This window comes from Catenuloplanes nepalensis (assembly GCF_030811575.1).
In the GTDB taxonomy this organism is placed as follows: domain Bacteria; phylum Actinomycetota; class Actinomycetes; order Mycobacteriales; family Micromonosporaceae; genus Catenuloplanes; species Catenuloplanes nepalensis.
Genome location: NZ_JAUSRA010000001.1, coordinates 9,159,080 through 9,171,670, shown reverse-complemented (window position 1 = coordinate 9,171,670; position 12,591 = coordinate 9,159,080). Strand labels below are relative to the sequence as shown.

Below are 12,591 nucleotides of genomic sequence, written 5' to 3'. Positions count from 1 at the left end.
AAGGATTACTCGGCGGTTTTGGTCCTATTTAGCTAGGGCAGAAAGAGGCCATCTGGCTCACCGCCGAGAGGAGAACCGTGCCCACCTCGCCACTCCGCGCGTCACTGCTGGCCGCGGCACTGCCCGTGGTCCTCGCGCTCGCGGCCTGCTCACCACCGGCCGAATCGGCGCCGGCCGGGCCACCGGCCGAGCTGCAGCGCTTCTACGACCAGAAGCTCGCCTTCGGGTCCTGCGACGGATACGCCACCTCCGACGCCGACCGGGAGCTGTTCGCCGGCAACCCGGCGTTCCAGTGCGCCCGCCTGGAAGTGCCGCTGAACTACGACGAACCGGACGGCGACACCGCAAAGATCGCGATGCTGCGCGTCCCCGCCCGCGGCGAGTCGCTCGGGCCGCTGGTGCTGCACGCCGGCGGCCCCGGCGTGCCCGGCATGAACTTCGCCGCCACCACCGCGGCGGCGCTGGCCACCAGCCCGGTCACCGAGCGCTTCGACCTGATCGGATTCGACACCCGCGGGGTCGGCGCCACCACGCCGGCCGCCTCCTGCTTCACCGAGGAGGACTACGCGGACCCGAACGCCGCGTTCGAGTTCATCGTCACGGACAAGAAGGCGACGGCGGAGGACACCCGGAAGATCGCCGAGAAGTGCACCACCCGGTCCGGCGGCGCGAAGAACCTGGGCGCGCTCTCCTCCCGCGACACGGCCCGCGACATGGACATCATGCGTGCCGCGCTCGGCCAGGAGAAACTCAACTTCTTCGGCCACAGCTACGGCACCCGGATCGGCGCGCTCTACGCCCGCGAATTCCCGCGGAACGTGCGCGCCATGGTCGTCGACAGCGCGGTCGACCCGCACCTGGCGTTCGCCGACCGGCGGGTGGCCAGCTTCGCCGCGTTCCAGAAGGCGTTCGACGCGATGGCCGCGGACTGCGCCGCCAAGCCGGACTGCGGCCTCGGCCAGGACCCGGCCGCCGCCACGCGCGTCTACCAGGAGGCGGTCCAGCCGCTGGCCACCACGCCGCTCACCGGGTCGGACGGCCGGAAGCTGTCGTTCCGGATGGTCGTCGACTTCACCATCAGCGCGCTCTACGACCCGATCGCCTGGCCGTTCGTGACCGGCGGCATCGGCGACGTCCGGAAGGGCAACGCGGACACGATGCTCGCCATCATCGACCGGCTCAACAGCGGATCCGGCGCCACCGACAACTACCTGGCCGCCTCCGTCACCATCAACTGCATGGACGAGGAGCGGCTCACCCCGGAACAGGCGGTCGAGATGCGCGCGCGCCTGTGGCAGACCGCCCCGTTCCTCGACTCGGGCCAGGGCACCGACGGCGCCCGCGACACCTGCGAGGCCTGGCCGGTCCCCGCGAAGCCCGCACACCCGTTCCCGGAGCGGATCGAAGGCCTCCCGCCCACGCTGACCATCTCCATCACCAACGACACCACCACCCCGCACTCCGGCGGCATCAGCCTCGCCAAGACCCTCGGCGGCAGCCTCCTCACCGCCGACGGCTGGGGTCACACCATCGCCGCCTCCGGCAAGAACCCCTGCATCAACGCCGCCTTCGCCGACTACCTGATCAACCTCCGCACCCCCGCCGAGGGCGCCACCTGCAAACTCGAACCCACCACCGCCAAGTAGCACCCGCCCCTCCAGGGCCGCCGCAGCCTTGAAGCCGCGGCGGCCCACCCCGCCGCAACCCCAGCCCCAGCAGCACCAGCGCCAGTCGCCGCAACCCCACGCGCCGCAACCCAGCCACGGCAGCGCCGCGCCAGCCGCCGCAACCCCAGCCACGGCAGCGCCAGCCACCGCAGCACCAGCGACCGCAGCACCAGCCACCGCAACGCCAGCCACCGCAGCACCAGCCACGGCAGCACCCGTCGCCGCAACGCCAGCCACGGCAGCACCAGTCGCGGCAACGCCAGCCACGGCAGCGCCAGTCGCGACCGGCGCCGGTCGCAGCGGCGCTTCCCATCTCCTCGCCCGCACACCCCGCCCTGCCCGCTCCTGCTCACCACCGCGCGAGATCCACATTCAAGACCGCTGCGACGCCGGCGAGCAGCGATGCGGCGAGCAGCGATGCGGCGATGCGGCGATGCGGCGATGCGGCGAGCCTCAACCCACGGCGACCGGCATCATGTGCTGGAATCGGGCATTTGCCGCGTTATAGGGGCCGGACTCGAGAGCGTTCGGCCAGCAGCCAAACAGCCAGTCGGACGCTCCGCGCCCAAATTTCGCGGTATAGAGGCCAGCGTGTGCGAAGTGCCGCCGCCCTTCACGCCGTACCTCCGCGGCGGCCCAGCTCGCACACGTCCCGCACCCGATGCCGGAGAACCAGAAGCGTCACTAGGTCCTGAATCGATCATGGGAAACCATTAGTGATACGTGGAGCACCTTTTGAGGGCCTCATACGGTGCACCACGTATCACTAACCGATAGCGAGGACAACGGCCGGGTGACTTTAAGGCGATATTCCGGACGCCGGGGCTTCAGCGCGCGCGGCGATTCCACATTCTGGCGGCATTTCTCGCCAGGCGGAAGATCAACCGGCTATCGGGACTGATCTTCCGCGATGCGGGACCGAATTCCACACCATGAGGCTTATTCAGCGCGGCGAGCCAACGCCGCGTTGCCGCAGGCCGGGCCGCCTGACGAAGGCGACGCTGAATAAGCCTCTATGAGGCTTATTCAGCGCAGCGAACCGGCACCGCGTTGCCGCAGGCCGCGCGGTCCGACGAGGGCGGCGCTGAATAAGCCTCTATGGTCCCGTTCCGAGCCTATGAGGGTTATTCAGCGCGCCGCGCCCCGACGACGCTGGCCTGCGGCAACGCGGCGTGAGGTCGCCGCGCTGAATAAGCCTCTATGGTCCTATTCCGAGTCGGCGCATCGTGCGCAACCACAGGTCTGGCCGGCCCTCGTGGTCGTCGGCGCGGGCGCGGGAGCGGCGGGTCAGTGCGATGCCGAGGGTGCGGGCCGGTTCGGGCGGCCAGGGCTTCGGCTTGCGGCGGACCGTGGCCAGCGAGGTCAGGTCGGTGCGGTGGCCGGTGAGCAGGTCGAGGCTGACGCGGGCGGCGAAGCGGGTGGCGGAGACGCCGAGGCCGGTGAAGCCGGCGGCGTAGGCGAGCTTGCCACCGTAGGCCGTGCCGTGGAACGCGAAGAGGCGCGTGCTCGTGTCGACCGCCCCGCCCCACTTGTGGCTGAAGCGCACGTCTGCGAGCTGCGGGAACGTGCCGGCGAAGTGGCGGGCGAGCGTCTCGAACGAGGCCGGGCGCTGTGCGAGTGCGGGGGCCATTCGGCCGCCGGCGTGGAAGACCGGGTCGTAGCCGCCGAACAGGATCCGCCGGTCTGCGGTCATCCGGTAGTAGTGAAACCGGTTACCCAGGTCGGACACGCCCTGCCGGCGGCGCCAGCCGACGGAGGCGAGCTGCGCGCCGGTGAGCGGCTCGGTCATCAGCGCGTAGTCGTAGACCGGTGCCACGAAGTGTCGCAGGCGGCGCAGCAGCGGCGGGAACGCGTTCGTGGCCAGGATCGCCTTCCCCGCGCGGAGCCGGCCGTGCGCGGTGGTGAGCCGCACCGCGGTGCCCTCGTCGGCGAGCGCGGTGACCCGGGTGTGTTCGTAGATCTGAACGCCGAGTTCGAGACAGACGCGGCGCAGGCCCCAGGCGAGGCGGGCCGGGTCGACCAGCGCGGTGCCGCGGCGGTCCCAGGCGGCGTAGAGGTAGGTCGGCGAGTCGATCTCGGCACGGATCGCGGCGGAGTCGAGCAGGCGCACGTTCCGGCCGTACGCCATGGCCAGCACCGCGCTCTCGGCCAGTTGCGCCACCTGGTACGCCTCGGTCGCCACCTTCAGCTCGCCGGAGCGGACGAAGTCGCAGTCGATGCCGTGCCGCGCGACGAACGACTCGATCGCGTCCAGGTTCTCCGTGCCGAGCCGTTCCAGCGTGACCAGGTCGTCCGGGAAGCGGGCGTGCCCGTTGGCGAGCCCGCCGGTCAGGCTCGTCGCACAGAACCCGCCGTTGCGGCCGGACGCGGCCCATCCGCAGGTGCCGGCCTCCAGCACGGCCACGGAGAGCGACGGGTCGTCCTGCTTGGCCAGCACCGCGGCCCACAACCCGGCGTAGCCGCCACCGACGATCGCCAGGTCCGCGGTCCGGGCGCCGGACAGCGGCGGCAGCGGGTCGGGCCGGTCCGGGCGGTCCAGCCAGTACGGAACCGGCGCGGCGTCCCTCAGCGATCTCATGCGCGGCGGCGCCGACTGATGATCTCGCCGCCCAGCACGAGGATCACCGCGAGCAGAAACATGGCCGTGCCGATCACGTTGACCTGCGGCGGGATGCCGCGCTGGGCCGCACCCCAGACGTACATCGGGAAGGTGACCGTGGTGCCGGAGTTGAAGTTCGTGATGATGAAGTCGTCGAACGACAGCGAGAACGACAGCAGCGCCGCGGAGACGATGCCGGGCGCGACCAGCGGCAGCGTGATCCGGCGGAACGTCTGCCACTCGGAGGCGTACAGGTCCATCGCGGCCTCCTCCAGTGCCGGGTCGAGGCCGGCCAGCCGCGCCTTCACGGTCACCACCACGAACGACACGCAGAACATGATGTGCGCGATCACCACGGTCCAGAAGCCGAGCGAGACGCCGCCGGCCACGAACAGCGCCAGCAGCGACGATCCCATCACCACCTCGGGCGTGGCCATCGGCATGAAGATCAGCAGGTTGATCGCGGAGCGCCCGCGGAAGCGGTGCCGGGCCAGCGCGAACGCCATCAGCGTGCCGAGCAGCGTGGCGATCAGCGTGGACAGCAGCCCGATCTGGATGCTGCGCCCGACCGCGTCGCACATGTCGCCGGGCCCGCACGGGTTGGCCCAGTTGTCCAGCGTGAACCGGTGGAAGTCGTACGACAGGCGGCTCTTCGGCTCGTTGAACGACAGCCCGGCCACCACGAGGATCGGCAGGAACAGGTAGAGCAGGACCAGCAGCCCGGCGGCGAGGACCCAGTTGCGCCTCACAGGACGTCCTCCGTGCCGGAGCGGCGCACGTAGGCGACCACGATCGCCAGGACCGCGGCCATCAGGATGAACGACAGCGCGGCCGCCTGCGGATAGTCCAGCCGCACCAGGAACGCCGAGTCGATCACGTTGCCGATCATGTACTGCCGGGGCGTGCCGAGCAGCTCCGCGTTGATGTAGTCGCCGGTCGCCGGGATGAACGTGAGCAGCGTGCCGGCCACCACGCCGGGCATGCTCAGCGGCAGCGTGACCCGGAGGAACGTGCTGACCGGGCCGGCGTAGAGGTCGCTCGCGGCCTCCAGCACGCGCCGGTCCAGCCGTTCCAGGTTCGCGTACAGCGGCAGCACCATGAACGGCAGGAAGTTGTAGACCAGGCCCATGATGACCGCGGCCGGCGTGGCCAGCAGCCGGCCGTCCGCGCCGAGCAGGTGCACCGCGCGCAGCGCCTCGACGAGCACGCCGTTGTCGGACAGGATCGTCTTCCAGGCGAGCGTGCGGACCAGGAAGCTGGTGAAGAACGGCGCGATCACGCCGACCAGCATCAGGTTCTTCCAGCGGCCGGCGCGGTGCGCGATCGCGTAGGCCAGCGGGTAACCGAGCAGCAGGCAGATCACGGTGGCCGAGGCGGCGTAGCCGAGCGACCGCAGGAAGTGCCACCGGTAGGCGCCGAACGCGGCCGGGTAGTTGCCGAACTCCCACGTCATCGCGTAACCGGTGGTCAGCGAGCCGGCCGGGTCGTAGAGGCTGGTCGCGCCGAGCTGCACCAGCGGAATCACGAAGAAGACCAACAACCACAAACCCGCGGGAAGCATCAGCAGGTACGGCAGCCGCGTGCGCCGTCCGGGCCGGGGCGGGGGTGACGGGGTCCTCGCCCGGAGCGCGGCGACGCTCATGCCGCGTCCACCAGCGCGTGGGTCGAGTCGCCCGCGCCGGCCGCCCGGTCCAGCAGGAAGGCGTGCGCGGGGTTCCAGGCGACCGTGACCTCGGTGCCGTTCGGCAGCGGCCCGTCGACGCCGACGTTCGGCGCGAAGACCGCCAGCTCGGTGTCCCAGGCGGTCCGGACCAGGTACTGCGTGCTGACGCCGACGTAGGAGGAGTCGGTGACCGTGCCGGTGACGTGCTGCAATCCGGCCGGCACCGCGTCCGCCGACTCGAAAAGGCGCATCTTCTCCGGCCGTACGCCCAGGTAGACCTCGTCGCCGGTGGCGCGGGACCGCGCGGCCGGCACGCTGAACCGGGCGCCGTGCGCGGTCACCAGCAGGTCGTCGCCGCTGCGCGCACCGCCGGACGCGGCCAGCAGGTTGGACTGGCCGAGGAAGTTCGCCACGAACGGCGTGGCCGGGAACTCGTAGATCTCGGCCGGCGCGCCGAGCTGCTCGATCCGCCCCGCGTTCATCACCGCGACCGTGTCGGCCATCGTCATGGCCTCCTCCTGGTCGTGCGTGACGTGCACGAACGTGATGCCGACCTCGGTCTGGATGCGCTTGAGCTCGATCTGCATCTGCCGGCGCAGCTTGAGGTCGAGCGCGCCGAGCGGCTCGTCGAGCAGCAGCACCTGCGGGTGGTTGATCAGTGCGCGGGCGAGCGCGACGCGCTGCTGCTGGCCGCCGGAGAGCTGGGCCGGGCGGCGCGCGCCGAACCCGGCCAGCTCGACCAGCGACAGCATCTCCTCGACCTGCGGCGTGACGTTCTTGACGCCCTTGCGGCGGAGGCCGAACGCGACGTTCTCGGCGATGCTCAGGTGCGGGAACAGCGCGTAGCTCTGGAACACCGTGTTGACGGGCCGCTGGTACGGCCGGAGCCGGGTGATGTCCTTCCCGCCCAGCGTGACCTGCCCGGCGGTGGGCTCCTCCAGGCCGGCCACCATCCGCAGCGTGGTGGTCTTACCGCAGCCGGACGCGCCGAGCAGCGCGAAGAACGCACCCTGCGGGATTGTCAGCGTCAGCTCGTCCACCGCGGTGAACGGCCCGAACCGCTTGGTCACGCCGGTCAGGCGGAGACCCTCACTCATATCCGTTGCTCCGCCTGTCTCAAGCGCCGATGACGGCCTGGAACTTCTGCTCGTACGCCTTCTCCGTGGCCTCGTCGAGCGCCATGAAACCCTTCGCCTTGGACGTGACCGACTCGTCCGGGAAGATGAGCGGATTCGCCGCGAGCTCCGGATCGGTCTTCTCCGCCTCGGCCCGCGCGCCCTCGACCGGGCAGATGTAGTTCACATAGGCCGCGACCTCGGCGGCCACGGCCGGGTCGTAATAATGGTTCATCAGCGCCTCGGCGTTCGCCTTGTGCGCCGCCTTGTTCGGCACCATCATGTCGTCCGAATACTGGATGACGCCCGACTCCGGAATGACGAACCGCACCTTCTCGTCCTCGGCGGAGAGCTGAATGACGTCGCCGGACCAGGCCATGCAGGCCGCGATGTCGCCGCCGGCCAGCTCGGTGGCGTAGTCGTTGCCGGTGAACCGGCGGATCTGCCCGGAGTCCACCGCCTTCTGCAGCTTGGCCAGCGCGTCGTCGAACTGCGCCGCGGTGAAGTTGGACGGGTCGTGCCCGTTGGACTGCAGCAACAGGCCGATCGTGTCCCGCATCTCGGAGAACGCGGTGACCTTGCCCTTCAGGTCCGCGCGGGTGAGCAGCTCGTCCACGGTGCGGATCTCGCCGGTGACGGCCGCGTTGTAGGCGAGGCCGGAGAGCCCGCCCTGCCACGGGATCGAGTACTCCCCCGCGGGGTCGAACGCGCGGTCGCGCAGCGAGGAGAGCAGGTTCGCCCGCACGTTCGGCAGCTTGCTCACGTCCAGCTTCTGCAGCCAGCCGAGCCGGATCAGCCGCGCGCCCATCCAGTCGGTGAGCACCATGATGTCGCGGTCCGTCGGCTGGCAGCCCGCGAGCTGGTTCTGCACCTTGCCGAAGAACTCGTTGTTGTCGTTGATGTCCTCGTTGTAGGTGACCGCGATGCCGGTCTGCGCGGTGAACGCGTCCAGCGTCGGGTGCTTCGACTCGTCGCCCTCGGCGACGTCCAGGTACAGCGGCCAGTTGGAAAAGGACAGTGTCTTCTCGGTGGTGGAGACGTCCTCGCTCACACAGGTGTCCGAGGTCTGCTGCCGGCCCTGCGTGCCGCACGCGGCCAGCGCGAGTGCGGACGCGGCCAGCGTGCCCCCCAACAGCGTGCGCCGGGAGACCGCGAAGGCGGAGAGGACCGCCGAGGCCTCCGGCGACAGCGGTGCACGGGGTGGCTTACGCATTCACGGCTCCTGAAGAAGGGGTCCCGCTGATGGCGAGAAAGGCGAGGATATGAGGTCGCCCTAGATTAGACGAACGGCTCTCACATGCAAGATGCGTTCTGCCACAAGGGATTCCGTTGCGTATGTGTCGCTCTGCAACGAAATACCGCAGACTTCGAGTCAGAACAGTTACGAGGGAGACTTCCGCATGGCGCAGAACACACCGGCGGGCAACGGACGCCGGATCACCGTCCGCGAGGGGCACCCGTTGCTCGACGACGTCGCGAAGCAGATCATCGAGCAGTTGCAGGAGGACGGACGGCGGCCGTACGCGACGATCGGCAAGGCGGTCGGGCTGTCCGAGGCGGCGGTGCGGCAACGCGTGCAGCGCCTGCTCGACGCGGGCGTCATGCAGATCGTCGCGGTCACCGACCCACTCCAGCTGGGATTTCCGCGCCAGGCCATGATCGGCGTGCGTACCACCGGGGATCTGCGGGTGATCGCGGACCGCCTCGCCGAGCTCGACGAGTGCAGCTACGTGGTCATCACCGCCGGATCGTTCGAGATCATGGCGGAGGTGGTCTGCCGTAACGACGACCATCTGCTCGAGATCCTCCAGCGGATCCGGGCGGTGGAGGGCGTGCTGTCCACCGAAGCCTTCGTCTACCTCAAACTACGGAAACAGACCTACAGCTGGGGTACGGCCTGATTGCGAAAACCGTAGGCAAGCAGCGCTTTCATGCATGTTTTCCGTCGTCACGGACGCTTGCCACTCTCGGAATCGGTGTGCGATAACCGTAGGGACCGCGACGACGACTCCCTGGGGCTGACCATGGCCAAGCCGACCGACCATCTCTGGATGCACTTCACCCGGATGTCCAGCTTCCGCGACGGCGAGGTTCCGACCATCGTGCGCGGCGAGGGCTGCTATGTCTGGGACTCCCACGGGCGCCGCTACCTCGACGGGATCGCCGGCCTGTTCACCGTCAACGCCGGCCACGGCCGCACCGAGCTGGCCGAGGCCGCCGCCAAACAGGCCGCGGAGCTGGCGTACTTCCCGGTCTGGGGCGTGGCCCACCCGGCCGCGATCGAACTGTCCGAGCGGATCGCCGGGCTCACCCCGGGCGACCTCAACCGGGTGTTCTTCACCACCGGCGGCTCGGAGGCGGTCGAGACCGCGTGGAAGCTGGCCCGGGCGTACTTCCGGAAGACCGGCAAGCCCGCCAAGCACAAGGTGATCAGCCGCTACCTGGCCTACCACGGCACCACGATGGGCGCGCTCTCCATCACCGGCCTGCCCGCGCTCAAGACCGACTTCGAGCCGCTGGTCGCCGGCGCCATCAAGACCGCGAACACGAACATCTACCGCGCACCGGTGCACGGCGACGACCCGGCCGCGTTCGGCGAGTGGGCCGCGGACGAGATCGCGCGGGCCATCGAGCGCGAGGGCCCGGACACGGTCGCCGCGGTCTTCCTGGAGCCGGTGCAGAACGCGGGCGGTTGCTTCCCGCCGCCGCCCGGCTACTTCCAGCGGGTCCGCGAGATCTGCGACCGGTACGACGTGCTGCTCGTCTCGGACGAGGTGATCTGCGCCTGGGGCCGGCTCGGCGACTGGTTCGGCGCGCTGCGCTACGGCTTCCAGCCCGACATCATCACCACGGCCAAGGCGCTGACCTCGGGTTACTCGCCACTCGGCGCGACGATCGCCAGCGACCGGCTGATCGAGCCGTTCCTCCGCGACGGCGTGGCGTTCCTGCACGGCATCACGTTCGGCGGGCACCCGGTCTCGTCCGCGGTCGCGTTGGCCAACATCGACCTGATGGCGCGCGAGGACCTGAACGGGCACGTCCGGGCGAACGAGGCCGCGTTCCGTGCGGCCCTGTCCAAGCTCAACGATCTGCCGATCGTCGGTGACGTGCGCGGCGACGGTTACTTCTACGGCATCGAGCTGGTCAAGGACAAGGTCACCCGGGAGACGTTCGACGATGCCGAGTCCGAGCGGCTGCTGCGCGGCTTCCTCTCCGACGCGCTCTTCGAGGCCGGCCTCTACTGCCGCGCGGACGACCGCGGCGACCCGGTCGTGCAACTCGCACCGCCGCTGACCGCGGGGCAGGCCGAGTTCGACGAGATGGAGCGCATCCTGCGCGCGGTGCTCACCGAGGCGTACGGCCGGATCTGACCCTCATGACGCAGTCGTCCCCCATGCTGTTCTGACGGCATGGGGGAGGCCTCGATCACGAAACCCGGGGAGGTGCGATGGACCATCGCGACGTCTCGTTCTGGATGTCCGACGTGGACGATGATCTGACGCCGCGGCCGTCGTTGCCCGGCGACCGCGACGTGGACGTCGCGATCGCCGGCGCCGGCTACACCGGCCTCTGGACCGCCTACTACCTGGCCAAGGCGGATCCCACCTTGCGGATCGCGGTGCTGGAGAAGGAGATCGCGGGGTACGGCGCGTCCGGCCGCAACGGTGGCTGGTGCTCCGCGCTGTTCCCGGCCTCGGCCGCCGCGATCGCCCGCCGGCACGGCCGCGACGCCGCGATCGCGATGCAGGCCGCGCAGGACGACACGGTCGACGAGGTCGGCCGGGTCGCCGCGGCCGAGGGCATCGACTGTCACTGGAGCAAGGGCGGCAGTATCACGCTCGCCCGCACCCCGGCGCAGCTGGAACGGGCTCGATCCGAGGCCGAGGCGGCCGCACGGTTCGGCTTCGACCTGTCGCTGCTGAGCGCGGCGGAGGCGTCGGCGCGGTGCGGCGCGACCGGCGTGCTCGGCGGCACCTGGACGCCGCACTGCGCGGCCATCCACCCGGCCCGGCTGGTCCGCGGGCTGGCCCGCGCGGTCGAGCGACTGGGCGTCACGATCTACGAACGCACGCCGGTGACCGCGCTGACCCCCGGCGGCGGTGATCGGCGCGGCATCGATCGCGGCCGGAGCGCCTCGACCAGCCGGGGCGCCGAGACCAGCCGGGGCGCCGAGACCAGCCGGAGCGCCGCGACCAGCCGGAGCGCCGCGACCGGCCAGGGTGCCGGAACCAGCCGGGGCGCCGAGACCGGCCGAGGGCTCAGCGGGCGCGGCGTCGCCGTGACGCCCTTCGGCCGGGTCCGCGCGGACGTGGTGGTCCGGGCGACCGAGGGCTACACCTCCACGCTGCCGGGCCAGCGGCGCGCGATGACGCCGGTCTACTCACTGATGATCGCCACCGAACCGCTGCCCGCGTCGTTCTGGGAGCGGACCGGGCTGACCGTGCGCGAGACGTTCAGCGACTACCGGCATCTGATCATCTACGGCCAGCGGACCGCGGACGACCGGCTCGCGTTCGGCGGGCGCGGCGCGCCGTACCACTTCGGCTCGAAGGTCTCTCCCGCGTTCGACCGCGACCCGCGCGTCTTCGCCGCGCTCGCGGCCACGCTCCACGACCTCTTCCCGGCGCTGCCGGACGATGTGGCGATCACGCACACGTGGGGCGGCCCGCTCGGCGTCACCCGCGACTGGCACGCCTCCGTCGGCCTGGACCGCGGTCTCGCCTGGGCCGGCGGCTACGTCGGTGACGGCGTCGGCACCAGCAACCTGGCCGGCCGCACGCTCGCCGGCCTGATCCGCGGCGAGTCCACCGCGCTCACCCGCCTGCCCTGGGTCGGCCACCGCTCCCCACGCTGGGAACCCGAGCCGCTGCGCTGGCTCGGCGTCAACGCCGGCCTCACCGTCATGGGCACCGCCGACGCGGCCGAGTCCCGCTCCGGCCGCCCGTCCCGCCGCGCGGCCCTCTTCGACCGCTTCCTCGGTCACTGACCCCGTCAGGTCAGGTGATCGCCGGGTGTGGTCTGCGGGAGCCAGGCGAGCGGCATCCGGCCCGTTCGTCGTAGGTGCGCCGGCGGCCCAGCAGCACCATCGACCGGCAGTCGTGGATGATCAGGCGGGTGGGATCACGCGCAGGTGCCCACGGCGGCCGGTCTGCGGCCCGGGCTGACCCGGCGCCGGCTTCTGCTCGTAATCCTCCGGGCGTGGCTGCACCGGCCGGGCCGCCTCGCGCACCGCCTCGGCCAGCGCGACCAGATCGTCCGTGGTCGGCGGCGGCGGGGTGAACTCGCCCTCGTGCCGCACCAGCTCCCAGCCGCGCGGCGCGGTCAGGCTGCGGGCATGCGGCTCACACAGATCGTACGTATGTGGCTCGGCGAACGCGGAGAGCGGGCCGACAACGGCCGTGGACTCCGTGTAGACATAGGTCAACGTCGCTACAGCCTGCCGGGGGCAGCCGTTTCGGGAGCAACGCCGTGGTGACCTCACGGCAGAACGTTATCTCTCATACCCGGTCCGCGCCCGCGCGCGCGACTGCGACACGCCGACCACGC

General features: G+C 70.7%; 10 protein-coding genes. 4 read left to right on the top strand and 6 right to left on the bottom strand.

Going from position 1 to position 12,591, the window contains the following annotated elements; genetic code table 11:
• Nucleotides 1–77: 77 nt before the first annotated feature.
• Nucleotides 78–1,646, top strand: coding sequence for an alpha/beta hydrolase (locus J2S43_RS39935; RefSeq protein ID WP_306838416.1), 1,569 nt, complete (start codon nucleotides 78–80; stop codon nucleotides 1,644–1,646).
• 1,219 nt (nucleotides 1,647–2,865) lie between these two features.
• Here J2S43_RS39935 and J2S43_RS39930 read toward each other — a convergent pair.
• The 5 genes from J2S43_RS39930 to J2S43_RS39910 are packed head-to-tail and all read right to left on the bottom strand — an operon-like array spanning nucleotide 2,866 to nucleotide 8,257.
• Nucleotides 2,866–4,245, bottom strand: coding sequence for an NAD(P)/FAD-dependent oxidoreductase (locus tag J2S43_RS39930; protein ID WP_306838415.1), 1,380 nt, complete (start codon nucleotides 4,243–4,245; stop codon nucleotides 2,866–2,868).
• Nucleotides 4,242–5,015, bottom strand: a complete 774-nt coding sequence (locus tag J2S43_RS39925; RefSeq protein ID WP_306838413.1) for an ABC transporter permease — start codon at nucleotides 5,013–5,015, stop codon at nucleotides 4,242–4,244. The genes J2S43_RS39930 and J2S43_RS39925 overlap by 4 nt, the downstream gene beginning before the upstream one ends.
• Nucleotides 5,012–5,908, bottom strand: a complete 897-nt coding sequence (locus J2S43_RS39920) for an ABC transporter permease (RefSeq protein ID WP_306838412.1) — start codon at nucleotides 5,906–5,908, stop codon at nucleotides 5,012–5,014. Before J2S43_RS39920 ends, J2S43_RS39925 begins: the two co-directional genes overlap by 4 nt.
• On the bottom strand, nucleotides 5,905–7,026 hold the full coding sequence (locus J2S43_RS39915; RefSeq protein WP_306838410.1) for an ABC transporter ATP-binding protein: 1,122 nt from the start codon (nucleotides 7,024–7,026) through the stop codon (nucleotides 5,905–5,907). The genes J2S43_RS39920 and J2S43_RS39915 overlap by 4 nt, the downstream gene beginning before the upstream one ends.
• Nucleotides 7,027–7,045: 19 nt before the next feature.
• Nucleotides 7,046–8,257: a polyamine ABC transporter substrate-binding protein gene (locus J2S43_RS39910; RefSeq protein WP_306838408.1), complete on the bottom strand. Its 1,212-nt coding sequence runs from the start codon at nucleotides 8,255–8,257 to the stop codon at nucleotides 7,046–7,048.
• Between the two features lie 187 nt (nucleotides 8,258–8,444).
• Here J2S43_RS39910 and J2S43_RS39905 point away from each other — a divergent pair, with 187 nt between their 5' ends.
• The 3 genes from J2S43_RS39905 (at nucleotide 8,445) to J2S43_RS39895 (ending at nucleotide 12,031) form a co-directional block, all read left to right on the top strand.
• The gene (locus J2S43_RS39905; protein WP_306838406.1) at nucleotides 8,445–8,945 is read left to right on the top strand and encodes an Lrp/AsnC family transcriptional regulator; all 501 of its coding nucleotides are present in this window, start codon (nucleotides 8,445–8,447) and stop codon (nucleotides 8,943–8,945) included.
• Between the two features lie 123 nt (nucleotides 8,946–9,068).
• Nucleotides 9,069–10,415, top strand: coding sequence for an aspartate aminotransferase family protein (locus tag J2S43_RS39900; protein ID WP_306839769.1), 1,347 nt, complete (start codon nucleotides 9,069–9,071; stop codon nucleotides 10,413–10,415).
• Between the two features lie 77 nt (nucleotides 10,416–10,492).
• Nucleotides 10,493–12,031, top strand: coding sequence for an NAD(P)/FAD-dependent oxidoreductase (locus J2S43_RS39895; RefSeq protein ID WP_306838404.1), 1,539 nt, complete (start codon nucleotides 10,493–10,495; stop codon nucleotides 12,029–12,031).
• A gap of 120 nt (nucleotides 12,032–12,151) precedes the next feature.
• Here J2S43_RS39895 and J2S43_RS39890 read toward each other — a convergent pair whose 3' ends face one another.
• A complete protein-coding gene (locus J2S43_RS39890; RefSeq protein WP_306838402.1) occupies nucleotides 12,152–12,526 on the bottom strand; it encodes a DUF3499 domain-containing protein in 375 nt (124 codons plus the stop codon).
• Between the last annotated feature and the right edge of the window lie 65 nt (nucleotides 12,527–12,591).

Coding starts and splice junctions, on each gene's coding strand:
- J2S43_RS39920 (WP_306838412.1), bottom strand. CDS start 5,908: ATGAGCGTCGCCGCGCTCCGGGCGAGGACCCCGTCACCCCCGCCCCGG.
- J2S43_RS39895 (WP_306838404.1), top strand. CDS start 10,493: ATGGACCATCGCGACGTCTCGTTCTGGATGTCCGACGTGGACGATGAT.
- J2S43_RS39900 (WP_306839769.1), top strand. CDS start 9,069: ATGGCCAAGCCGACCGACCATCTCTGGATGCACTTCACCCGGATGTCC.
- J2S43_RS39930 (WP_306838415.1), bottom strand. CDS start 4,245: ATGAGATCGCTGAGGGACGCCGCGCCGGTTCCGTACTGGCTGGACCGC.
- J2S43_RS39915 (WP_306838410.1), bottom strand. CDS start 7,026: ATGAGTGAGGGTCTCCGCCTGACCGGCGTGACCAAGCGGTTCGGGCCG.
- J2S43_RS39910 (WP_306838408.1), bottom strand. CDS start 8,257: ATGCGTAAGCCACCCCGTGCACCGCTGTCGCCGGAGGCCTCGGCGGTC.
- J2S43_RS39905 (WP_306838406.1), top strand. CDS start 8,445: ATGGCGCAGAACACACCGGCGGGCAACGGACGCCGGATCACCGTCCGC.